The organism is Peribacillus frigoritolerans (genome assembly GCF_040250305.1).
In the GTDB taxonomy this organism is placed as follows: Bacteria; Bacillota; Bacilli; order Bacillales; family DSM-1321; genus Peribacillus.
The window spans coordinates 4,699,613-4,721,446 of record NZ_CP158190.1 but is presented as its reverse complement, the minus strand read 5'-3'; the positions used below and the strand labels follow the sequence as shown (position 1 = coordinate 4,721,446).

The 21,834-nt window shown below is 38.7% G+C and carries 24 protein-coding genes and 1 riboswitch; of the genes, 17 read left to right on the top strand and 7 right to left on the bottom strand.

Going from position 1 to position 21,834, the window contains the following annotated elements; genetic code table 11:
* The first annotated feature begins 372 nt into the window (after nt 1–372).
* The 3 genes from ABOA58_RS23240 to thiC all read left to right on the top strand — a co-directional run bounded on the left by ABOA58_RS23240 (nt 373) and on the right by thiC (nt 3,975).
* The gene (locus tag ABOA58_RS23240; RefSeq protein ID WP_350300215.1) at nt 373–906 is read left to right on the top strand and encodes a histidine phosphatase family protein; all 534 of its coding nucleotides are present in this window, start codon (nt 373–375) and stop codon (nt 904–906) included.
* A 135-nt stretch (nt 907–1,041) separates the two neighbouring features.
* Nucleotides 1,042–1,830: an HAD family hydrolase gene (locus tag ABOA58_RS23235; protein ID WP_350300214.1), complete on the top strand. Its 789-nt coding sequence runs from the start codon at nt 1,042–1,044 to the stop codon at nt 1,828–1,830.
* A 116-nt stretch (nt 1,831–1,946) separates the two neighbouring features.
* Nucleotides 1,947–2,061, top strand: a riboswitch (TPP riboswitch).
* A gap of 135 nt (nt 2,062–2,196) precedes the next feature.
* Complete coding sequence (thiC, locus tag ABOA58_RS23230; RefSeq protein ID WP_350300213.1) at nt 2,197–3,975, top strand: phosphomethylpyrimidine synthase ThiC; 1,779 nt, start codon at nt 2,197–2,199, stop codon at nt 3,973–3,975.
* Between the two features lie 291 nt (nt 3,976–4,266).
* Here thiC and ABOA58_RS23225 read toward each other — a convergent pair whose 3' ends face one another.
* Complete coding sequence (locus ABOA58_RS23225) at nt 4,267–4,776, bottom strand: DUF3231 family protein (RefSeq protein WP_137019868.1); 510 nt, start codon at nt 4,774–4,776, stop codon at nt 4,267–4,269.
* 103 nt (nt 4,777–4,879) lie between these two features.
* The gene (locus tag ABOA58_RS23220; protein ID WP_241593859.1) at nt 4,880–5,023 is read right to left on the bottom strand and encodes a hypothetical protein; all 144 of its coding nucleotides are present in this window, start codon (nt 5,021–5,023) and stop codon (nt 4,880–4,882) included.
* 178 nt (nt 5,024–5,201) lie between these two features.
* Between ABOA58_RS23220 and ABOA58_RS23215 the strand changes: the two genes are divergently transcribed.
* The gene (locus ABOA58_RS23215) at nt 5,202–5,834 is read left to right on the top strand and encodes a spore coat protein (protein ID WP_350300212.1); all 633 of its coding nucleotides are present in this window, start codon (nt 5,202–5,204) and stop codon (nt 5,832–5,834) included.
* A 47-nt stretch (nt 5,835–5,881) separates the two neighbouring features.
* On the opposite strand, the gene ABOA58_RS23210 is transcribed toward ABOA58_RS23215, so the two are convergent.
* From ABOA58_RS23210 to ABOA58_RS23200, 3 genes are all read right to left on the bottom strand, one after another.
* Nucleotides 5,882–6,247: a carboxymuconolactone decarboxylase family protein gene (locus tag ABOA58_RS23210; RefSeq protein ID WP_350300211.1), complete on the bottom strand. Its 366-nt coding sequence runs from the start codon at nt 6,245–6,247 to the stop codon at nt 5,882–5,884.
* Between the two features lie 112 nt (nt 6,248–6,359).
* On the bottom strand, nt 6,360–7,142 hold the full coding sequence (locus tag ABOA58_RS23205; protein WP_350300210.1) for a cytochrome c oxidase assembly protein: 783 nt from the start codon (nt 7,140–7,142) through the stop codon (nt 6,360–6,362).
* Complete coding sequence (locus ABOA58_RS23200; protein WP_350300209.1) at nt 7,132–7,650, bottom strand: DUF2243 domain-containing protein; 519 nt, start codon at nt 7,648–7,650, stop codon at nt 7,132–7,134. The genes ABOA58_RS23205 and ABOA58_RS23200 overlap by 11 nt, the downstream gene beginning before the upstream one ends.
* A gap of 271 nt (nt 7,651–7,921) precedes the next feature.
* On the opposite strand from ABOA58_RS23200, the gene ABOA58_RS23195 reads away from it, so the two are divergent.
* The 7 genes from ABOA58_RS23195 to ABOA58_RS23165 all read left to right on the top strand — a co-directional run bounded on the left by ABOA58_RS23195 (nt 7,922) and on the right by ABOA58_RS23165 (nt 13,987).
* On the top strand, nt 7,922–8,767 hold the full coding sequence (locus tag ABOA58_RS23195; protein ID WP_034305265.1) for a manganese catalase family protein: 846 nt from the start codon (nt 7,922–7,924) through the stop codon (nt 8,765–8,767).
* Nucleotides 8,768–8,945: 178 nt separating this feature from the next.
* The gene (locus tag ABOA58_RS23190; RefSeq protein WP_350300208.1) at nt 8,946–9,926 is read left to right on the top strand and encodes an NAD(P)H-quinone oxidoreductase; all 981 of its coding nucleotides are present in this window, start codon (nt 8,946–8,948) and stop codon (nt 9,924–9,926) included.
* A gap of 214 nt (nt 9,927–10,140) precedes the next feature.
* Entirely contained in the window at nt 10,141–10,908 is a 768-nt protein-coding gene (locus ABOA58_RS23185) for an arylamine N-acetyltransferase family protein (protein ID WP_350300207.1), read from the top strand.
* Between the two features lie 335 nt (nt 10,909–11,243).
* On the top strand, nt 11,244–11,858 hold the full coding sequence (locus ABOA58_RS23180) for a hypothetical protein (protein ID WP_350300206.1): 615 nt from the start codon (nt 11,244–11,246) through the stop codon (nt 11,856–11,858).
* Between the two features lie 366 nt (nt 11,859–12,224).
* Nucleotides 12,225–12,368, top strand: a complete 144-nt coding sequence (locus tag ABOA58_RS23175) for an anti-repressor SinI family protein (RefSeq protein WP_350300205.1) — start codon at nt 12,225–12,227, stop codon at nt 12,366–12,368.
* Between the two features lie 135 nt (nt 12,369–12,503).
* The gene (locus ABOA58_RS23170; RefSeq protein ID WP_350300204.1) at nt 12,504–13,073 is read left to right on the top strand and encodes a YdhK family protein; all 570 of its coding nucleotides are present in this window, start codon (nt 12,504–12,506) and stop codon (nt 13,071–13,073) included.
* A 431-nt stretch (nt 13,074–13,504) separates the two neighbouring features.
* Nucleotides 13,505–13,987 carry a GNAT family N-acetyltransferase gene (locus ABOA58_RS23165; protein ID WP_350300203.1) on the top strand — a complete coding sequence of 161 codons (483 nt, stop codon included), beginning with the start codon at nt 13,505–13,507 and terminating at the stop codon, nt 13,985–13,987.
* Between the two features lie 238 nt (nt 13,988–14,225).
* Here ABOA58_RS23165 and ABOA58_RS23160 read toward each other — a convergent pair whose 3' ends face one another.
* Together ABOA58_RS23160 and ABOA58_RS23155 are read right to left on the bottom strand one after the other, a co-directional pair.
* Nucleotides 14,226–15,062, bottom strand: coding sequence for an RMD1 family protein (locus tag ABOA58_RS23160; RefSeq protein ID WP_350300202.1), 837 nt, complete (start codon nt 15,060–15,062; stop codon nt 14,226–14,228).
* A gap of 208 nt (nt 15,063–15,270) precedes the next feature.
* Nucleotides 15,271–16,125, bottom strand: coding sequence for a DUF4915 domain-containing protein (locus ABOA58_RS23155; protein ID WP_350300201.1), 855 nt, complete (start codon nt 16,123–16,125; stop codon nt 15,271–15,273).
* A 499-nt stretch (nt 16,126–16,624) separates the two neighbouring features.
* Here ABOA58_RS23155 and ABOA58_RS23150 point away from each other — a divergent pair, with 499 nt between their 5' ends.
* The 6 genes from ABOA58_RS23150 (at nt 16,625) to ABOA58_RS23125 (ending at nt 21,825) form a co-directional block, all read left to right on the top strand.
* Nucleotides 16,625–17,809: a glycosyltransferase family 4 protein gene (locus ABOA58_RS23150; RefSeq protein WP_350300200.1), complete on the top strand. Its 1,185-nt coding sequence runs from the start codon at nt 16,625–16,627 to the stop codon at nt 17,807–17,809.
* Nucleotides 17,810–17,829: 20 nt separating this feature from the next.
* Nucleotides 17,830–18,153 (top strand): hypothetical protein, encoded by a 324-nt coding sequence (locus tag ABOA58_RS23145; protein WP_350300199.1) that lies wholly within the window; start codon nt 17,830–17,832, stop codon nt 18,151–18,153.
* Between the two features lie 38 nt (nt 18,154–18,191).
* Entirely contained in the window at nt 18,192–19,982 is a 1,791-nt protein-coding gene (locus ABOA58_RS23140) for a hypothetical protein (RefSeq protein ID WP_350300198.1), read from the top strand.
* Nucleotides 19,983–20,243: 261 nt separating this feature from the next.
* The gene (locus ABOA58_RS23135) at nt 20,244–20,729 is read left to right on the top strand and encodes a PaaI family thioesterase (protein ID WP_350300197.1); all 486 of its coding nucleotides are present in this window, start codon (nt 20,244–20,246) and stop codon (nt 20,727–20,729) included.
* A gap of 230 nt (nt 20,730–20,959) precedes the next feature.
* Nucleotides 20,960–21,415 (top strand): LytTR family DNA-binding domain-containing protein, encoded by a 456-nt coding sequence (locus ABOA58_RS23130; protein ID WP_350300196.1) that lies wholly within the window; start codon nt 20,960–20,962, stop codon nt 21,413–21,415.
* The gene (locus tag ABOA58_RS23125; RefSeq protein ID WP_350300195.1) at nt 21,412–21,825 is read left to right on the top strand and encodes a DUF3021 domain-containing protein; all 414 of its coding nucleotides are present in this window, start codon (nt 21,412–21,414) and stop codon (nt 21,823–21,825) included. The genes ABOA58_RS23130 and ABOA58_RS23125 overlap by 4 nt, the downstream gene beginning before the upstream one ends.
* Nucleotides 21,826–21,834: the final 9 nt, after the last annotated feature.

Genomic DNA, 21,834 nt, shown 5'->3' with positions numbered 1-21,834 from the left:
CGGAGCCGGGTGTGCGGGACACATGCGGGAAAAGTGTGTCCAAGGGAGACCCAGAAGGCGCAAAGAGCGCCCGCGGAAAGCTAGTGCCTGGAGGGAACGTTCGAATTTTACAAACCTTCAAAAAAACTCTAGGCAAAATTAATCTACAGGTCTGGGAGAATGCGAAATGCGTTCTCTTTTTTCGATGCTATCATAATTAAACGCTGGATCTTTAAGAATTTTTAAACATATACACAGTGTCAAGGAGAGTTCAGTAAGGGGTTAATGGTTTCAACATACTTTTTTTTATAGTTTTACATAGGGTAATATATTGATAAGGGCTTTTTACAAGAAAAAGAAACGTATATTTTAAAAGATAAAAAAGGAGAAGATATGAAAATTGGTTTGGTACGGCATTTTAAGGTGGCACATGAATTTCCTACTGGGAGGTCTGTGACGGCGGATGATATGAAGCAATGGTTTGAGGACTATGATGCAGCGGATATTATTTATGGAACGACTTTATTTGGCGTGGAGGAATGGCAGGAATGTTATTGCAGTGATATGTCGAGAGCTGTCAAGACAGCGGAACATATCTATCCAGGTACGGTTCACCGGATGGAGGAGCTGCGGGAAATACCTTCCCCGCCTCTTAAAGGAAGGGTAAAGCTGCCATTCATCCTTTGGGCCATCTGGATTCGCTGCTGCTCGGTGTTCAACAAGCAGACAAGGGCGGAAATTAAGATCGCAGAGCGAAGGATCAATAAAGTATTGGATGAAGTCTTTGCAAAGGGGGAAAGGGATGTTCTGATCGTGAGTCATGCCGCCCTCATGGTATATATGAGGAAAGAGCTGATCCGACGGGGGTTCACCGGTCCGAAATTCAAGATTGCCAGTAATGGAAAGCTGTATGTATTTGAAAGATGATAAGTGGATAAGGGTTTCCCACTAGAAAAGGTAAGTCATTTTCCGAATAGTTATTCTTTTTTTATTGGTTGTGGTTTATTATTGTAATAGTGTAATTTTTACGAATTCAATAATAGGGAAAGAGGGGTGGACATTTTGCTGAAGGCAGTTTTTTTTGATTTAGATGATACATTACTATGGGATCAGAAAAGTGTAAAAGAGGCTTTTGTGGCCACATGTGAAGTGGCCAAGGAGAAATATGATCTGAATGTCGACGAGTTTGAAGAAGCTGTGCGAAAGGAAGCGCGTGAGCTTTATTCTTCTTACGATACATATGCATTCACACAAATGATCGGAATCAACCCATTTGAGGGGCTATGGGGAAATTTCCAGGATGATCATGATGAATTCAGGAAGATGGCCGGGATTGCTCCGGCTTATCGGAAAGAAGCGTGGACGAGAGGGTTATTGGCATTAGGGATCGATGACCCGGAATTTGGGCTTGAACTGGCAGAACGTTTCCCTGCAGAGAGACGCAAAAAGCCATTTATCTATGAAGAAACATTCCGTGTTCTGGATGAATTAAAAGGGAAGTATAAATTGCTATTGCTTACGAACGGATCTCCTGAGCTGCAAAATACCAAACTTGAAATTACGCCTGAACTGGTTCCTTATTTCGACCAAATCGTGATATCAGGCGCATTTGGAAGAGGTAAACCGGATGCCTCCATTTTTGAGCATGCTTTGGAAATCATGGAGCTTGATAAAGATGAAGTATTGATGGTCGGCGATAATTTAATGACGGATATCCTTGGAGCATCACGGGTAGGCATAAAGTCGGTTTGGATAAATCGCCATGATAAGGAACGGAATGAAGTGATTCCAACCTATGAAATCAAGCATTTAGAGGAGCTCTACCCTATCCTTGAGGGCCTGGGGAATTAATTGACGGCTCTCCTTCAAATAACAAATTTTTGAGAGTTGTAATGAAAATATTAGGTCTTTCAAATTATTTACAGAATGAAAAGGGTGAGATATAGTTATCCTGTAATCAATTAAATTATTCAGACTAGGGGTGTCCAATATAAGTTGGGCTGAGAGAGAAGCGCTTAAGCTTCTTAACCCTCAGGACCTGATCTGGTTCATACCAGCGTGGGGAAGTTAGAATCTACTAAACAATGACATTTCAATTGGTCATTTCTGTAGCCATACTAACGTTAGCCAGGTCTTAAATATGAGATCTGGCTTTTTCGTGCGAAATGGATTGGATTTTGTCCTTTTTAAATGAACTTAAAAAGGAGAAATGAAATCATGATGAGTAATTCAGTAAATGACATGAACGTTTCAATTATGTCCAGTTTTGCCGGGAGTAAAAAAGTGTATGTTGAGGGATCTAGACCCGATATTAGGGTACCCATGCGTGAAATTAAGCTAAGTCCGACTACAGGGTCATTCGGCGAAGAGGAGAATCCGCCTTTACGAGTATATGACACAAGCGGTTTTTATACGGATTCAGAATATCCCATTGATATTCATAAAGGTCTTGCCCCGATTAGACGCAGCTGGGTTCTGGAAAGGGAAGATGTTGAAGAGTATGAAGGGCGTGAAATAAAGCCCGAAGATAACGGGTATAAAAAAGAGTCACGAACCAAAGCAGAAGTTTTTCCGGGATTGAAAAGAAAACCATTGCGTGCAGCGAATGGGCAAAACGTAACCCAGCTCCATTATGCCCGAAAAGGTATCATAACTCCGGAAATGGAGTTCATCTCGATCAGGGAAAATGTAGCCCCTGAGTTTGTAAGAGAAGAGGTAGCTAGCGGGAGGGCGATCATACCGGCAAATATTAACCATCCTGAAAGTGAGCCCATGATCATCGGACGTAATTTTCATGTGAAAATAAATGCGAATATTGGAAATTCCGCTGTTAGTTCATCGATCGAAGCTGAAGTGGAGAAAATGACTTGGGCTACACGTTGGGGTGCAGACAACATAATGGATCTTTCCACCGGAAAGAATATTCACACGACCCGGGAATGGATTATCAGGAATTCACCTGTGCCAGTTGGGACGGTTCCGATATATCAAGCATTGGAAAAAGTGAATGGAGTCGCGGAAGATTTAAATTGGGAAGTTTTCCGGGATACATTAATCGAGCAGGCTGAGCAAGGTGTCGATTACTTCACCATACACGCCGGTGTGCTTTTGCGATACATTCCCATGACAGCAAAGCGAGTTACGGGAATCGTTTCCCGGGGGGGCTCCATCATGGCACAATGGTGCTTGGCCCATCACCAAGAAAGTTTTCTCTATACTCACTTTGAAGAGATTTGTGAAATCATGAAGGCGTATGATGTCTCTTTCTCATTAGGTGACGGCCTCCGTCCTGGCTCCATTGCAGATGCAAACGATGAGGCTCAATTTGCTGAATTGGAAACACTTGGGGAACTGACGAAGATTGCTTGGAAGCACGATGTTCAAGTCATGGTGGAGGGACCCGGTCACGTACCGATGCATTTGATTAAAGAAAATATGGATAAGCAGCTGGAAGTCTGTCAAGAAGCTCCATTCTATACCCTGGGACCATTGACAACGGATATAGCTCCTGGATACGATCATATCACTTCTGCGATTGGTGCTGCCATGATTGGATGGTTTGGAACGGCCATGCTTTGTTATGTGACACCGAAAGAGCATTTGGGACTTCCGAATAAAGAGGATGTTCGTGTAGGGGTCATTACTTATAAAATTGCAGCCCACGCAGCTGATCTTGCAAAAGGCCATCCCCAGGCACGGAAACGGGATGATGCCCTTTCGAAGGCTAGATTCGAATTTCGTTGGAGAGATCAATTCAATCTTTCCCTCGATCCTGAAAGGGCAGTTGAATATCACGATGAAACACTTCCGGCAGAGGGTGCCAAAACAGCCCATTTCTGTTCAATGTGCGGACCCAAATTCTGCAGTATGAGGATTTCTCAGGACATCCGTGATTTGGCGAAGGAAAAGGGTCTGGGTTTTGAGTCGGTAATCGATGAAGGTCTTAAAGAAAAAGCGAATGAATTTAGGAAAACGGACGGGGAAATCTATCTGTGATTCCGACGAGAGGGAGAATTCGATGAATCGGGTAATCCAAATAAAAGTTGAAATGAAACAGTTGGAAACTCAATTGGAACAGCTGAAAAGGGAGCTGAACATTTTTCGCGAGAATTGTAATCATGAATTTGTAAAAACTGATTATAGTCAACAATGCACAAAGTGCCACTTAATCGAAAGTCTGCAATGGTAGTGATTCCTTAATCGTCCTTTCATTATCGGAATTAATCCCTTAATCATGTTGGGCATCCAATCACGATGTCAACATGATTAGGGGATATTTCATTATATTTACATACTTGTTTTATTAATATGAAGAGGAGGAGGGACAAGCCAGCCTTTTTCCTTATTCAATCTTAGGAAGTCAGCACCCAATGCAGCTTTATTCGTATGGAATTGTGCGAACATCTGTGCAATATCTTCTCGGATGCATTGACCCATGATTTGGCTGCAAGCAACTAATCCTGCATTAATATCGATTGATACTGAAGCAGAGATTTCAGGATCTTGAAGACGTGCCCCGACTGGAATATCCTCCAAATTAGCTTTAGGTCTTTCAGGTGGTGACGGAGGCAGTCCTACGTTATTTTCTTTTAATAATGATTCAAGTTGGTCATGTTCCTGTTTCCCTTGATTGATCACTTCAACAAGTAATTTATGCAGGTCCTTGTCGCCAGTATGATTAAGCATAGTTTGATGACAGGCAATCAGCCCTTTTGTAGTTGTAAGAAATGCCCATGTTCCGAATACCTCTCCGTAATGCATAGGCTCTTCTTTCGGATTTCCGCTTAAAATTCCCATAACCATCCTCCTTGAAATTCACTATTTAACGCATTTAAGTTACCCTGAATTCTTCCAAGTATGCATCAAAGATGTTTGGGAAATGTTAGAGGGCTTTTAATGCTTAACCTTTTATTCCTTGTAGCCATTCTTGATAACATTCATCACAGAGCATTTCATTTCTATCCGTGTCAGTAACTTGAAACGTTACGACATGGATTTTTTTTTCTTCCGTGTCATCACTACAATAGAAGCATTGATGTGTCATTGGAAATCCTCCCAAACATATAAAGTGTTTATAGTTTAAAACGCCACGTTTTTTTTATACAGAAAACATGATGCAGCAGCTGATTGGTCTTCTTGGAAGAGTTTAGATTGAATAATCCAGTTGGGGTTCAACATACTAAACTTGTTCGCATCATTGATAAAACGAGGAGGGAAATACAATGCAAAACCAATATCAACAAGGTCAAGTACACCAGAACATGCAAACGGGTGCCATTCCCCCACAAATGAATCACGGTGGTCACGAAGTATTCGATGTACATGAAGTGTTGTCGGGAACAATTGGTACTTTAAATACGTATACTCTTTTGCGTCAGCATATCCAGGATCAGGAATTACTAGATATTCTGGATCGTCAATATCAGTTCATCCAAGATGAATATAATATTTCACTGGAGTGCTTCCAATCGGGCCAGGATCCTTCTAAACGGACTCAGAGCTACAAAATGAATCAAGGTAACGATTTTATATATGGATTGACACCAACTCAGCCAAAGAAACCTTTGCAATCCGTATCGGAAATTACGGATGAATGTATTTCAGGCATGATGCTTGGAGCTGTTAAGTCTGCAGCATCCATGAAAGCGATGGCAGCGCTTGAAATAACGAATCCGGTTGTTCGCCGCGTATTTGCAGATTCCGTTCCGAACTGCATTGAAATGGCATATGAGATTTCGATATATCAAAACAAACATCATTACTATCAAGTTCCGCAGCTTGCACAGCAGGATATGCAGCAAATGTTGAATTCATATGCACCCGCACAAGGAAATAACAACAACATGAGTCATTAAAAGCAACAGAAAGAAGGGATAGGACTATTTGTCCTATCCCTTCTTTCTTACTGTTTCATCTGATTTATATCTTGGATGCATTCCTGGACGAGGGTTACAGCCTGACTCATGGCGGCTCCTCCGCCGAATGCTGCGGTCACACCAATGGCTTCAAGAATTTCCTGTTCGGAACAGCCTTGATCAAGACATCCTTTTGTATGGTAGATAATACAGTATTCATCTTGTGAATATAAGCTTATTCCTAATGCGATAAGCTGTTTTTCTTTTTGGGATAATTGACCTTCTTTAAAGCACTCTTCCGTAAACGAATTGAATTTCTCTGCGAGAACAGGCATTTTTTGCGTAAAGGCACCGATTCCAGCTTTATAATCACGAAGAGCATTTTCAGTAGAATTGTTAGCTTCAAATTCCATTTTCCATTCAGCTCCATCCTAAATTTTTTTCATCAAAAATTAGTATGAGCTAAATGTTGGACGATTAAACAGAAACATGGGAGTTTAACTAAGTAATATGTAACCGTCCTTCCTACAAGGCAAGTGACCCCTTGGGCCGGGTGGCTTTGAACCATTGATAGCAAAGGATGCAAATAAGTGCAACGTCAATGGCATCACCCGCATAGTACATTAACATTCCTCCATTTTCCGCTTGTTCCTTTGTGACTCCGCTTGGAGGATGGGCAAAAATATACTTAGAAAGGATATCATGGCCGGCCAGTGAAATTGTAAATACGACAGCACGAAACATGAAGCTGAACCTGTGGGGCGTCGGGTCCATATAAATCATAGACGCAGTGAATAGATAACCCGCAATGAACACGTGAAAATGCACTAATGCATGTAGAAGGGCATTATGATGCATCAACCCATATAACTCAGTCGTATAAAGTATCCAAAGCCCCCCAATATTAAGCGCAGAGGCAGTGATTGGATTGCTTATAATGCGCAGCGGCCAACTTTTCAACACCTTTGAAAGGCGTCTTGCTGATTGTACATCAAGTGTTCGCAGTGCAAGAGTAATAGGTGCAGCAAACACGAGCAGGATGGGTGCAATCATTCCAAGCAGTAAATGGCCAACCATATGCGCCGTGAAGTCCATATGTGCGAGATTGGCTATGGGACCTATAATTGCAGAGGCTGCACAGATGGTGCCAAGAATCCAAAAGAGCGTACGGTATAAGGGCCATTTTTTATAGCGGCGATTCGAAATTACGGCAGCTGCGATATAAATCACTATAACAACCGCCAAAAGAATCAATAAAATCGGTTCAAAACCAGCCCCATTATCATGAATATGTCCATTACTGTGCATTACTGGTATCTTCTTTCATTTTAAGTAAGCTGCGCCTTGTTTGAATGACGAGGATAATGCCGATCAAGATCATGATTGTGGCTGCAATGTTCCAAATCAAGTCGTATGGGAGAATATCGACATTGTAACGGATTTGATGGAGACGCATGAGCTTGTGCTGGATGATTCCGTCATATAACTGAAAAGAACCAGCCCCGAGCAAAACTCCCCCTATCCACCTTTTCAGCCATAATCCCTTTCGACGGCGAAGGTCAGCGAACATGAATAACGACCCTACCGTTGCGAACCAGCTTAGGGCATGAAATAAACCATCCGAAACAAGCCCAATATTGGATGTGGACTTGTCATAGAAATGGTGCCAATGCAATAGTTGATGAAAGATGGCCTCATCGATGAATGCCACCAATCCGATCCCGAATAGAAAACCGGACCATAGATTACGAGCGGAATAAGTATAACGTAATTGTGAAATAGATTGATTTTTTTGATTTCGGGGCTTGAAATCCATTTTCCATCCTCCTTTTTAACCTTCCTATATATGGTTATTTCTACTTTACCCTGTATTGTAAAGTTATAGACAAGTAAATGGACCTTTTATAAATCTTATTTATTGAGGGATTCATAGCCCAAAGATAATCCTTGGCTTTTTAGTTCAGTAATGATTATTAATGGTATGTAAATTTTTTCTAATTATTGTTCATTATAACTGGATTCAGGTTTCAAGCATGGACAGGCGGGTAATAAAAAACCGTACATCATAAAAAAAAGGAGGAGTTAATATGTTTCGCCATCAAAAAGAATTGCAATTTGAAGTTAAGGTAGATCGACCAGATCCGATGCTTGCCCGTCAAATTCAGGAAGTGTTAGGTGGACAGTTTGGAGAAATGACTGTCATGATGCAATATCTTTTTCAGGGCTTTAACTGCCGTGGAGAAGAAAAATACAAAGATATGCTGATGGATATTGGTACAGAGGAAATTGGACATGTAGAGATGCTTTGTTCGCTCATTAGTCAATTGCTTGATGGCGCTTCTCCGGAAGATCAAGCAGAAGCCGCAAAAGATCCTGCTACAGCAGCCATCATGGGTGGAATCAATCCCCAGCATTTGCTCGTAAGTGGTCTTGGGGGACTGCCAACCAACTCGAATGGGGTGCCTTGGAACGGATCTTATATTGTAGCCAGCGGAAATCTATTAGCGGACATGCGATCGAATCTTCATGCTGAAAGCCAAGGACGCCTTCAAGTGGCCCGTTTATATCATATGACCAAAGATGAGGGGGTACGTGCCACCTTCCGTAAAATGTTAGCCCGTGATCGTTACCACCAATATCAATGGATGGCGGCCATTGCAGAACTTGAAGAAAAAAATGGCGTTGTCGTTCCCGCGTCATTCCCACCGGAAGCGGAAATGGAATCTCAACCGGAAGCGTACGAATTCTGGAACTTGTCAGAAGGTAATGAATCAGCAGACGGACTGTGGGCAACAGGGAGCGCCCCAGATGGTACAGGAGATTTTGTTTATGTAGCTGAACCAGTTGCAAAAGGGCAGATTCCTAACCCTAAGGTTCCGGCAGCACAATTGCATCATGACCTGGATAGAAGTCAATCGCTTAATAAAAGATAATAGAAACTTTTCAAAAAATGCTCGATGGCCCCTAAAGGGACATCGGCTTTTTTTATTCTATCAACTACAAAACCTAATTATTTGCTTGTGGATATTTTTTGGAGTAGCATAGTTTCCATCTTCAAGACAAACCATTTTAAAAGTGTGGTCACTAATTTAATAGTAAGGAGTGGGACAAATGAAAGCAGTGGTAGTTAAAGAACCGGGTGGAGCAGATCAATTACTGTTTAAAGATTTTTCCAAGCCCATGCCCGGAAAAGGGGAAATATTAATTAAGGTGAAAGCCTCTGCTATAAATAGAACGGATATTGTTTCACGAGAAGGGAAATCCGGTTATATGGCAAACCCAATATTGGGGATTGAAGTTTCTGGGGAAGTGGTGGAAACAGGGGACGGTGCAAATATACAATTAGGGACAAGGGTGATGGGCCTTGTAAACGGCGGCGGTTATGCTCAATATGCCTTGATGCCGGCAGATAGAGCAATGAAGATCCCGGATAACTTGTCATTTGAAGAAGCGGCTGCGATTCCCGAAGTATTCTTGACGGCGTATCAAACCTTGTTTTGGTTAGGTGAATTGACGGATCAAGAAACGGTATTGATTCATGCTGGCGGAAGCGGTGTAGGCACAGCAGCTATCCAACTGGCAAAAAAACTGACAAAAGCGAAGATCATCACTACAGCCGGCTCAAAGGGAAAATTGGATTTCTGTCACTCATTAGGGGCGGATATCTGTATCAATTATAAAGAACAATCTTTTGATGAGGAAGTAATGAAAGCTACAAATAATCAAGGAGTGGATGTTATCCTGGATTTCATCGGTGCTTCTTACTGGGAGAAAAACCTTAAAAGCATAAAAACTGATGGACGATGGGTACTGATAGGGATTCTAGGAGGAACTGTAGTCGAGAAGGTGAACTTGATGGAACTTCTCTTAAAAAGAGTTCAATTAAAAGGCACTCTATTAACTCCTCGAAGTGATGAATATAAAAAAGAGTTAACGGAAGAATTCGTTACAAAGGCCATGCCGTTGTTCCTCCAACATGAAATCAAGGCAATCGTGGATCATGTCTTCCCTTTTGAAGAGGTACAAAGGGCGCATGAACATATGGAAGCAAATAAGAATTTGGGTAAAATCATCTTACAGGTAAATGAGTGATTAAAGAAAACAGCTTCGAAGCATGTATGGAAAAGGTTACCCAGAATTGCGACATTATTGGGCGGCCTCTTTTAATGGTGCTTGATAAGGAAAAAGTGGAATGTGGGTTTTGTTAATGGCATATCGTTGAAGAATTAATTATGGGCAAAGTATAATGAATATATACAAAGTCAAGATGCTCTTCATTGGTATCTGTTAAAATGGGGGAATCGTAATGAATGAACTGAATGCATTATTCAGGAAAAGAATAGGGCTCCAGGAAGATATGAAACTGACATTTGGGAAATTAGATGAAATTCTGGATAAAACTGCTAAAACCATTCCGTTTGAAAACTTATCAATCATGGCATCCCATCTAAGTGATATCAATAAAGCCAATATCATGAACAAAGTCCTCGTGAGGAATGAGGGTGGATTATGCTATGAATTGAATGCAGCCCTTTATTTTTTCCTGAAGGAAAATGACTTTAATGTATTCTTGGTTCGAGGTGTCATTTATAATCAGGGGTGGATGACCATAGGAAGGACCCATGTTACCATTCTATTGAACCATGAGGGCCAATCCTATCTGGTCGATACGGGTTTTGGCGGGAATCTACCATTAAAACCAGTTCCATTGAACGGTGAAACCGTCGTTTCCCAAAATGGTGAATTCCGAATAAAAAAAGAAAGTACCGACCATGGAGATCATATCCTTGAATTAAAACTGAAACATAAAGATCAGAATTGGAGAATAGGGTATGCTTTCGATTCTTCAAAACCCGTAGGAAATGTAGCGGAACTTAATGAGGTCCAAACGATCATCAGGGAAAATCCCCAGTCGCCATTCAATAAGCATCCATTAATCACCCGTTTGACAAACAACGGGAACATCACTTTAACTGATTCATCCTTTACACGGTGGGATGATGGGAAAGTGACGAAAGAAGAAATAGATGGAACACGATTTAAAGAGTTATTGAAACAGCACTTCGATAGATAGTGGAAAAGGACTGAATATCAAAGGAGTCCATACCGAAAGACTGTCCATTCTCGACAGTCTTTTTATGAATACAATGATCGTCGAGATCCCGCAGGTATACTGAGGTGAAGGACGAAAAAAATTGAAAACGGTCGAATAAAGTGCGTTGAAGGTCGAATAAGTTCGAGAACTACCGAATAAAGTGCGTTGAAGGTCGAATAAGTATGAGAACGGCCGGATAAAGTGCTGTTAAGGATGAAAAAAATCGAGAACGGCCAAAAAAGGCTCCGGATGAAATCAACTGGATGTTTTTACTATTCATTAAATAGATTTGAATTCAGTGGGGTGAGAAGGATATGGAGAAAAAGAATCAATTGGTTTTTACTAGATCGAATGCTGCTGCTAAACGAAAATTCGATGAAGCGATCACCATTTTGGAATATAGCGTAATGCTCGTTGAGCTCTTTGGATTAGAAGAGTTTAATAATATAATTGCCGGACAGTTAAGGCTGATTTTATGTGAAACGAAAAATACGCGCATAAAGCGGGAAAAGGTCACGATTGATCAATCCTTAATAAAGAAAATCAATCCTAACCCAAGATTGTATCCTATTAAAGACTCCATTCAAATGAGCAATGTTATTACGGAAGACATCTTCGATTATACTAAACAGAGGATTGAGCTAAAGCTTTGGAGAAATCAAATTATCTATAAAACCGATATCGAAGGAAAAATACAGGAAATTAAAATCATTGATTTCATTAAGGAAACAGCTAATAAGATTGGAGGTGCACAAGCTGAATCAAGTTTCCCTAATAAGTCCATTATTTCGGATGGTCATACCAAAATCATGTTAATAGGAATAGCGAAAGGGTTATTCAAATCCATAGGCAGGGATTATAAAAAACATGCCTCCATGAACCTTTCACATATCATGCAAAAAATCGAACAATCAGCTTTGGGAGACTAAACATAAGAAGGACTTTTAGCAAAGTCCTTCTTGCTTCGTTTCCAAGCAATATCCGTTAGGATTGAATACCTCAAATAACCTCTATCAATAAACCATCTCTTTTTACTTCTGTTAAACCACTCCCGATAGCATGCTGTTCACTTTTATTATTAAAGGTATATAGAAAAATGGAATTAGATAACAAAACATTGAGACTTATATGTAAATGTAAAGACTTATTAAATTTACACTAAAATCCAGCTATAGACGCTTGAGATAATTTATAATGATATTCCGAATATAGTTTCACGTGGAAAAATAGACTCAATATTGAACCTTACCCCATACAGATAAATCAACTAAAGATAAAAAGAAAGAGATGATGATATGAACGATTTTGATGAAAACTTTCCTGACGAATGGCTGGAACTAGTAACATTGGCAATGAAATCGGATGTTACAAAAGAGCAATTCAAAAAGTTTCTTCAAGAAAAGTCGAATAGCAATAAAAGTAGCGATTGTGGTGGCTAATGAACGCTTAAATTGAGGCAGGACTATTTCTGAAAAAAGTATGAAGCTTCACATCTTTTGTCACGAGTGTACTCCATATTTTCTGCATATTTAATTGGTAAGATGGATGTAATCATAAGGGAGGTTTTATTCAATATGAAAAAAAGAACAAAATTGCCTATCATCTTATCATTATTATCAGCCCTGTTTTTAGTCCTTGGCGCATGTTCCAACAGCGATGATAAAAACAAAGAAGACAAAAAAGAAAAGGAACATAGTGAAATGGACATGAACCATTCTAGCACGGGTGATGTCCCAGAAGGATTAAAAGCTGCAGAAAATCCAACCTATGAAGTTGGAAGTCAAGCGATTATCGAATCAGGTCATATGGAAAGCATGAAGGGGGCGGAAGCAACAATAGTGGGTGCCTTTGATACGACTGCTTATGCAATTTCGTATACGCCTTCAACTGGCGGAGAAAAAGTTGAAAATCATAAATGGATCATTCACGAAGAAATCAAAGATGCAGGTGAGAAAACATATGAACCCGGAGCGGAGGTCACAGTAAATGCTTCTCATATGGAAGGAATGAACGGGGCTGTCGCTGAAGTTGAATCTGCCGAAAAAACGACTGTTTATATGGTCGATTTCACACCGACTGCGGGTGGAGAAAAAGTGAAGAATCATAAATGGGTAACGGAAAGTGAATTATCAGCGTCTAAATGATTTAACATCATGAGTTCAAAAACAGAAGAAAAAAGGATTGGAAACTCCTTCAGTTTGTGACAAAAGTGGATTCGGAATGGTCTCATCCCGAATCATGATTTGTAAAACAAGACTAAATTATCCTTATGTTTTTTTACTATAATCCTCATTGGATTGAAGAGATTTGCGACACTCCTGCCGAATAACTGGCTAGCCGAGACCCCACAGGCGCTTGTGCCGAGGAGGCTTGGCAGACAGTCGGCGGAAAGGGAGTGAATCTCTGAAATCAACTGAACTATTCAAATAAAAAATGCAGGCAAACTTGATTTTCATTGTCTACAGTCTGAAGGAATGGTAAACAAATCCATTCCTTTTTTTTATTTTGCAGTGCATTGTAAAACTTTAGTATCTGTTAATATGGATTTGTATAAATGTAAAAATGGGGTGCAAGTATGATGACTGGATTAACTATCAGACCTTTTATGGAAAATAACTACGAGGCGCTGAGCAATTATTGTTTACCTATAGAACAAGCAATCTATACTTCTTTACCTTTGAAAGTTATTGAAGACTTCAGGAAGGATAAATATAACCTCCCCATGGTTATTTATTTAGATGAGGATTTGATTGGTTGTTTTGCCTTATATACGGATAAAGCGGGAAATCAATATACAAGTAATGAGAATGCAATTCTTCTAAAATCATTCTCCTTGGATTTGCGCCATCAAAAAAAGGGGCTAGCTTTTAAGACTTTAAAAGTGTTGCCTGATATGATCAAACTTAGTTATCCAGATAAAGATGAGATTATTCTAACAGTGCATCATTCGAATTTTCCAGCGATAAATTTATATAAAAAAGCTGGATTCATTGATAAAGGGTACAGATTCAATGGGGAAGAAGGGGAGGAATTTATTTTCCACTTTGCCCTGTATTAAACAAATGAAATACTTCGGGAGAGTAAGATGAAAGAAAAACAGGCACCCATGAGACGATCATCAGAAAACTTAGGAATTGGACAGTCCACGGAAAGGGGGCGGATTTCTGAAATCAATGGGAACGTTTTTCAAAGAAAAAAACTGTAGGCAAACCCGTTTTTCGAATTTGTCTACAGTCTGAAGCACTTAAATGGTGCTTATTTATTTAGAAGGTATTCCATACGATATGATTCAGAATTCATGGAATCCATCCTGCAATTTCTAATAACGTCAGAACGATCTCAAAGACAATGAGGATTACAATGATCCATTCAACGAATAGTCCTCTGATCGAATGGCTGATGTTAGAAAACCCATCCATAATGTTATATAAAATTTCGGTTTTACTTTTCAGGATTTTATACCGATCATTCAATTCAAAAAAATCAAGCATGCTGTCATAAAATTCGCCGGCAATGCTGCTTGTCCATGTAATATCAGGTTTGTCCAGAATCATGATGTACGCTAGGGTATTATACTCGTGACGTACGATTTTTGCAGTCGTCCTCGCTAGTTCCTTATTACCGATTCTCAGCTTGCCTTTTTCCAGTCGGTCTATCATGGCTTCGAGCTTGTCGTGGATTTTTCCGAGTTGTTCCTCAGTTTTTTCAAGTGCCACCGATTTTGCGAGAATGGTGGAAATTAATTCAGGGTAAAAAAATTCATATTTAGGCACAACTACATATTCGTCTGTCAAATTGATGTTTTCAGTTTCACTGAAGTGAAGGCTGTAATCGTCTGTATATCTATCTAAATTGTCGAGATCAATAACCGGCTCGAAAGAATGGATAAAGGATGAAAACTCCTTAATCTCATTCGCGTGTGAGTAATTGATGAAGACAATGCTGCCAAAGGAAAAAACCAGCACCTGCTGCGATTCGTCCACATTTTTATTAAGGATGGAACTTAGAATATCGCCTTTAAGGATTAAAGGCTCTTCCCAGGTGAATTTTTTTGGAATGCCGCAATGAATGGCGATTTTGTTCAAATCGATTTCATTAGTGATTGCAAATGCTTTAAAGGTAATTGGTTCCATCTATATCACTCTCTTCAGCAAATTGGTCTTTTTTCGATTCTATTCTATTCTTACAAAAACATGCTTGAATAATTCTTGAAGGTAGAAAAAAGTTCACTGACTGTTCAAGTGAATAAAGAAAGAGATCCTTATGATCTGGTAACTAAACGAATGATTTCCATTAAGGATAAAAAAATTTCAACAACTGAAAAATATGATTTCACTGTTTTTAAATAACCAATATTCCATAAATTTCTTCAGAAGGTATATGGATAAAAGATGAAAGTTTCGTAGAGATGTCATGAACATAAATCCCGCAATCCAGTAATATGTTCGTATTTTTTTTTAGTAAAACCGGTATGTGCCTACTCTCACTTTGGCCAATGAACATCGTTTGATTTCTAACTGCTAAACCGCGAGTATAACCAAGGCATTTAAAAATAACTTCCTCATTACTTTTTACTAGGAATTCACCTGAAACACAATAATACAGGTTATTATCATAATGAAGTACGCTGTGAGGTTGAAGTAATTTATCATGACAAATCTTAACCACTTTTCTTTCCTGTAAAGAATATTCAAGAATCACACCTTGGTGGATTGTTTTATTAGGGAAATAACCTGCAAAAGAGAGGAAATTTTTCCTTGGAGGATATGAAAACATCGATACATATAGCTTATCATTTGCTATATACAAATCGTTGACGTGGCAAACATCGTCATTTTCAGGTGAAAATCTAATTTCATCGATTCTTTCCAAATTGTTTTTCAAATTATAAATACCAATTGAGTTAGTTTTGGTTTCAATAATATAAGCTTTATCATCATCTATTGCTACACCATGTAAATCTAATTCTATAGATAAAGCTTTATTCTTTATAACCTTCAAGTTTTCATCCAAAATGAAGATTCCATGAGAACTTGAAATTACGACAAAAGAGCTGCCGTATTTTGTAATGCCTGTGCATCTAACATTTAAAACTTTATTTATTTCATATTGTTGCTGTTTAAATTGGACTAAATAAAGACCACCTTTATTATTGCAGCATGAAATTAATAATTTACAATCATCTATGGGTATCATGTAAGATCGCACCTCCTTTTTTTGACAATTCCCTTTTTTATATAGTATGAATTTTTATTGTAATGGTGTAGACAAGTTATGGAGGATAATAGTGGACTTTTTATAATTGATTAAAACGTTTCATGGTGGAAATTATACCCTTTACTTCCAAGTTATATTAATAGACTTAAAATACACAAGTTTATATGCAAGAGGGCGTTTCCGCTAAATGGAACGCCCTCCTACTTTATGTTGCTGTTTATTTGCCATCCTCCTTCATGCTAGTACTGATGCTCCCAGTCATGACATTAATGAAACTTTACAAAAGGCTACAAAAGTTCATGAAAACTTTACTTTTATTTACAGAATTATCATATTGATGTCAATATTCAGTAATACATGTTTGTTATAATCGGTTGACGGTTTTAAAGGTGATTGGAAAAGAATCTCTTAAAAATCCTTCATTTACAGATAAGTAGCAGGCCGATTGAAGATGACTGAATAGTAGGAGTGAACAAAAATGGAGGAATCTATAAATCTATATGAGCTTACATTTAGTGAAAAAGATAGATATGTAATCATTACGAATGCTTATCCACATGAAGATCAGTTATATCGGAATGGGTTTATCCACCGAAGAGTCAAGGCTTATCTGGATGAGGGTTTGAAGGTTGATGTCTTTGTTTTGCATCCTGCCTATAAAAAAGCAGAAAAGTATACGTATGAAGATGTGCCTGTTTATCGTGGAACTGAACAGCATCTGCGCATTTTCTTAAATCATAAAGTACATAAAAAAGCGCTCATTCATTTTGTTAATCCAAAAATGGTACAAGCGATAAAAGAAACGAACACAGATTTACCGATTATTACCTGGATACATGGATTTGAAACGGAGGCATGGCATAGAAGGTGGTTTAATTTTCTTGAAAGCCCTGAAAGCTTGCGGAAGATACTTGAAATGTCGGACGACTATTATGTAGCACAGCTTTCTTTCATGAATTGGTTTTATCAAACGGATGAGTTGGATACAACCTTTGTTCATATTTCCAAATGGTTCAAAGAACATATAGCGGAATGTGATGCTAGAGCAGAATCGAAAAATTCAGTAATCATTCCTAATGTAATAGATGACAATCTCTTTACCTTAATTGAAAAGCCAGTTGAAATGCGGACAAGAGTCCTTTCAATCAGGCCATACGCTTCGCGAAAATACGCCAATGATTTATCGGTGAAAGCAGTTCTTGAACTATCGAAGAGACCATACTTCGATAAGTTGGAATTTGCATTTTATGGTGATGGAAAATTATTCGATCAAACCGTTGAGCCAATCAGCGATTTTGAGAATGTAACGATTCATAAAGGTTTCCTATCTCAGGACCAAATCGCTGCATTACATAAGGAGTATGGAATTTTCCTTTGCCCGACCCGTTTGGATTCTCAAGGGGTTTCAATGTGTGAGGCAATGTCGAGTGGGCTAGTGCCGGTTTCAACAGATATTACGGCAATCCCGGAATTCGTTAAACATGACGTTTCTGGCCTTCTAACAAAACCTGAGTCTCCTATCGAAATTGCCGATGCAATAGAGCGCTTATATTACAACCCGGACGTATTTTTAAGAGTGTCAAAACAAGCTTCTCAGTCGATTCGAGAAAAATGCGCGGTAGATGTTGTTATTAAAAGAGAATTGGAGATTATCCAAGGTTAATGGAAGGGAGTTTTTTCAATATGGACGAACGAAACGAATATTGGAAAACTATGTACGAGGAACTCGAATTACAAATGAAAGACATGATGTCCATGACATTGGAGCTCATAGAGGGCAATGGCACTGAAAAACAAAAAACCATTGAGAACATGACAAAAGAAAACAATATGCTGCGAGAAGAATTAGAAAAAAGTAAGATGGCCCAAAAAGAAAATATTAAGCTTAACAAAGAAATACAAAGACTTAAGTTATTAGAACACAAATTCAACGTTACATATGCAGGGAAATTCACGTTAAAATATCTTGCGCTTAAATCATCTATTAAAGAACAAATAAAAAAATAAAAGATTCATATCAGATTTCAGTCATTGGAGTGAAAACTTTGAATTCACATGAACTAGTTGAAAACAGAAAAATGAAGGTACTTCTATTTGGCTTTATTGACATGAATTCAATGGATGGATCTGCAGTATTTTTATCTTCCTTAGCATCGACCATTGCGCTAGATTCCAACATCGAAGTTGACTTACTTCTAGCTAGCCCAGTCAAACGTGATATATTAATTCAGCCTCTAGAGAAATTTGATAATATAACCATTCTTAATCCTTTTGTTGATCCTTTTTTCAGTGCCACCGATGATGAATGGGTAAAAAAAGGTGTCATTGATTTTGATATAGCTGAAATGCTCATTTCTCATTATTGGAATCAAAAGGAATATGATTGGCTATTTGTTAGAAGCATTGAGACTGTTGAAAAAATAGCAAAGCATAAGCATATCATAGAGAATACATTGGTTTATGCTACAGGGTTGACTCATATAGGCCAGGATGTTAATGAAGAAAAATTTGAGAGCATCAAAAATATATATGAACAGTGTGCGTATTTCTTATGTCAAACAGAAGAGATGTGCGAATTTGTCATTGAAATTCTTAATTTGAATAAAGAAAAAAACAAAGTTTCCCTGCTTACCCCGATGATACCCAATGTTGAATCAGCGGAAGTGCAGACCCGGTTAAAAAACAAACTTGTATATACAGGGAAATTCGACCCGGATTGGAAGACCATTCCCATTATTACTGCTTTTAAAGAATTAAAACGCGTGATTCCGAATCTATCACTTGATGTAGCGGGGGATAAATTCAAATGGGTTAAAGATGATTCTCAGTTTAAGGAAGAAGCGGCATACCTTCTTAAAAATACAGATGGTCTTACATGGTACGGGGCATTGACAAGGGAGAATGCCCAACAATTAATCGTGAACAGTGATATTGGGATAACCTGGAGAAGTGAGGAAATGGACAGCAGTCTGGAACTGTCTACAAAGCTATTGGAGTATGGGATTTTAAGGAAGGCTGTAATAATGAATCCAACCAAAATGCATATAAAGCTTTTTGGCGAAGATTACCCGTTATATGCCGTTACAGAGAAGGATTTTCGTGACACTGTCAAATTAGCACTATGCAATAAGGATATATATGAGTTTGCGGCAAAACGAATGTATCAGGTCAGCAGGCAGTTTTTATTTTCGGAAGCAATAAAAAAACTGCAAGTACTATTATGGAGCAAGCGTATTACAGATTTTGTAGAGCAAAGCACAAATATGTTTTATATTGATGTAGATGACATTGATGAACTGAATAAGCATGCACCATCAAATAAAGTGAAAAAATTGCCTGCAGAGTTAAATGTTGACGAAGTTTTCACCTACATCGTCAAAAACATACCTGAAGAAATAAGGCGAGTCGAAAAACTGTTTAAACTGTCTGGATATGGTCAAATCATTTCAGCAGAAAAAGCCGGATGTTATACATTTCTCCACATCCATAAAAGTTATGGAAACTTTGAACTAAATTTTCAAAATAACATGCCATATTTAAAAACTATAGGATTTGAAACCTATGGAAATCCTAAATTAAAGCCAAAAGATGTGGAAATTTCAATGAAGGAACGGGCAACTGCTGATAAAGAAAAATATGATATGAAAGGGAAAAATAAAGAATTAGCTAAAGAAGTAAAGCAATTAAAAAAACTGAACACAGTTCAACTTAAACAAATTACTAAGCTAGAAAAACAAAACCTGGCACTTGGACGTAAATATGATTCACTTTCGAAGTCAAAAATGGGTAAAATGACATTCAAGTATTGGGATTTAAGAAAAAGGCTTAACTTTTAAGAAGGTAAGCGTGCAACAAAATAAAAGACCATGCAATGGGGGATACACTTCTTTAACTCTATATATTTTCAAATGAAAGCCCCTGAATGCTGCTTTGCTTACAGGGGCCTTTGTCATTTATCGAAATAAGGAGCAAGGATTCTTGCAAACTTTTTATGTATGTTATCGATTTCTGCAGTATGTATAAAGCTGAAAGCTCAATAAACTATCTGGGAATTCCCTTTATAGATGTTATAATATTCTGAAAAAGGAGGAGAGATGATGGAGGAGATTGTGGTAAAAGCGATTCAAGATGATTATCCGGATGCATTTGCATGGTGTTATGGATGCGGTCGTTTAAACGAAGAGGGTCATCACTTTCGAACCGGTTGGCAAGGTGAGCAAACAAGGACAATTTATACACCACGTCCAGAGCATATCGCAATTCCCGGATTTGTTTATGGCGGCTTGATTGCTTCTTTAATTGATTGTCATGGAACAGGCTCTGCTGCATTGGCAATGCATCGTAAAAATGGACATGAAATTGGAGATGGAGTGGAGCCTCCCAGGTTTGTGACTGCATCACTGAAAGTGGAGTTCGTAAAGCCAACCCCAAATGATGTGCCATTAACAGCCGTTGGGACGATTCATGAGGTTCATCCAAAGAAATGGAGAATCGAAACAGAGGTATTTGCCATCGATAAGCTTTGCGCCCGTGGAGAGGTAATCGCTGTGGTGATGCCAAGTACTTTTACAAGCAAAGAGTGATCCGGACCCTTGGAACAGGTCAATAGTAAGCTGATTTATAAAAACGGATTCAAAAGCAGGATTAGATTTTTTGTATTAAAGGGCCGTCCAATTTTTTGGACGGTTATTTAGTGTATCTGAGTATCCATTTATAGCATGTTATCGCTAGTAAGTTGCGTGTAGCTGGAAATCACAAGCGAAATATCTAGATATTAATATACTTACATTATAAGCAAATGGAGGTCGCAGAGATGAAAATAAACGTAGAGATAGATGAGGAGATCAAGGCGATAGAGGTGCTTATCCGAAATCACGAATGGAATGAGGAAGTCCAGGAACTGATGGAGCGTTTGAAGGAGAGGAAAAGACCGTATTTTGTCGGCAAAAAAGAAGAAATGCAGCATATCTTCCGGGCAGAAGAAATTATCTGTTTGTTCACAGAGCAAGATTCCATAATGGTCCGGACGAAACAGGGTACTTTCGAAATGAAAGAACGGTTATATGAACTGGAAAGGGACCTTCCTCGTAATCAATTCGTGCGATTGTCCAAGTCAGTGATTGCCAACTTAGATGAGTTAAGCAGATTCGAGGCATCTTTCAACGGGACCTTATGTGTGTATTTTCGATCAGGGGAAAAAGAATATGTTTCTCGGCACTATGTTCAAGGAATCAAGAAAGCATTTCAATGGAAAAGGAAGGGATTATGATGAAAACACTATTATTCCGTAGCTTTGTTGGAATTTGTTTTGGGGCACTCGTGATGGTGCTGACATGTTTTGGAGTGATCGCTTTTGGGGGTTCACTAGACAGTGGAATATTTGTGAAAAACGCGATAGGCTGCATATTATGTGGGTGGTTCTTCAGCACGGCAACACTCTTCTTTGAAAATGAAAAATGGAGTTTGTTATTTCAAACCATTCTGCACTTCCTTACTGTCAGCATTCTTTACTTCCTATTATCTTTCTTTGTTGGTTGGATTCCATTCAGCTTAAAAGGATTAGCTATAGGAATTGGGATTTTCATACCATTCTATATGATCATCTGGACCGTATTCTATCTCTACTTTCGCTTCCAAGTGAAAATATTGAATGATGGACTTGATAAAAGAAGGAATTGAGAGAGGATG

What these genes read in the sequence shown, in the direction of transcription:
- ABOA58_RS23155 (WP_350300201.1), bottom strand. Translation starts at nt 16,125, where the DNA reads ATGATACCCATAGATGATTGTAAATTATTAATTTCATGCTGCAATAAT.
- ABOA58_RS23220 (WP_241593859.1), bottom strand. Translation starts at nt 5,023, where the DNA reads ATGACACATCAATGCTTCTATTGTAGTGATGACACGGAAGAAAAAAAA.
- ABOA58_RS23160 (WP_350300202.1), bottom strand. Translation starts at nt 15,062, where the DNA reads ATGGAACCAATTACCTTTAAAGCATTTGCAATCACTAATGAAATCGAT.
- ABOA58_RS23210 (WP_350300211.1), bottom strand. Translation starts at nt 6,247, where the DNA reads ATGGAATTTGAAGCTAACAATTCTACTGAAAATGCTCTTCGTGATTAT.
- ABOA58_RS23225 (WP_137019868.1), bottom strand. Translation starts at nt 4,776, where the DNA reads ATGGGAATTTTAAGCGGAAATCCGAAAGAAGAGCCTATGCATTACGGA.
- ABOA58_RS23165 (WP_350300203.1), top strand. Translation starts at nt 13,505, where the DNA reads ATGATGACTGGATTAACTATCAGACCTTTTATGGAAAATAACTACGAG.
- ABOA58_RS23130 (WP_350300196.1), top strand. Translation starts at nt 20,960, where the DNA reads ATGAAAATAAACGTAGAGATAGATGAGGAGATCAAGGCGATAGAGGTG.
- ABOA58_RS23180 (WP_350300206.1), top strand. Translation starts at nt 11,244, where the DNA reads ATGGAGAAAAAGAATCAATTGGTTTTTACTAGATCGAATGCTGCTGCT.
- ABOA58_RS23215 (WP_350300212.1), top strand. Translation starts at nt 5,202, where the DNA reads ATGCAAAACCAATATCAACAAGGTCAAGTACACCAGAACATGCAAACG.
- ABOA58_RS23135 (WP_350300197.1), top strand. Translation starts at nt 20,244, where the DNA reads ATGGAGGAGATTGTGGTAAAAGCGATTCAAGATGATTATCCGGATGCA.
- ABOA58_RS23175 (WP_350300205.1), top strand. Translation starts at nt 12,225, where the DNA reads ATGAACGATTTTGATGAAAACTTTCCTGACGAATGGCTGGAACTAGTA.
- ABOA58_RS23145 (WP_350300199.1), top strand. Translation starts at nt 17,830, where the DNA reads ATGGACGAACGAAACGAATATTGGAAAACTATGTACGAGGAACTCGAA.
- ABOA58_RS23185 (WP_350300207.1), top strand. Translation starts at nt 10,141, where the DNA reads ATGAATGAACTGAATGCATTATTCAGGAAAAGAATAGGGCTCCAGGAA.
- thiC (WP_350300213.1), top strand. Translation starts at nt 2,197, where the DNA reads ATGATGAGTAATTCAGTAAATGACATGAACGTTTCAATTATGTCCAGT.
- ABOA58_RS23200 (WP_350300209.1), bottom strand. Translation starts at nt 7,650, where the DNA reads ATGGATTTCAAGCCCCGAAATCAAAAAAATCAATCTATTTCACAATTA.
- ABOA58_RS23125 (WP_350300195.1), top strand. Translation starts at nt 21,412, where the DNA reads ATGATGAAAACACTATTATTCCGTAGCTTTGTTGGAATTTGTTTTGGG.
- ABOA58_RS23170 (WP_350300204.1), top strand. Translation starts at nt 12,504, where the DNA reads ATGAAAAAAAGAACAAAATTGCCTATCATCTTATCATTATTATCAGCC.
- ABOA58_RS23150 (WP_350300200.1), top strand. Translation starts at nt 16,625, where the DNA reads ATGGAGGAATCTATAAATCTATATGAGCTTACATTTAGTGAAAAAGAT.
- ABOA58_RS23240 (WP_350300215.1), top strand. Translation starts at nt 373, where the DNA reads ATGAAAATTGGTTTGGTACGGCATTTTAAGGTGGCACATGAATTTCCT.
- ABOA58_RS23195 (WP_034305265.1), top strand. Translation starts at nt 7,922, where the DNA reads ATGTTTCGCCATCAAAAAGAATTGCAATTTGAAGTTAAGGTAGATCGA.
- ABOA58_RS23190 (WP_350300208.1), top strand. Translation starts at nt 8,946, where the DNA reads ATGAAAGCAGTGGTAGTTAAAGAACCGGGTGGAGCAGATCAATTACTG.
- ABOA58_RS23205 (WP_350300210.1), bottom strand. Translation starts at nt 7,142, where the DNA reads ATGCACAGTAATGGACATATTCATGATAATGGGGCTGGTTTTGAACCG.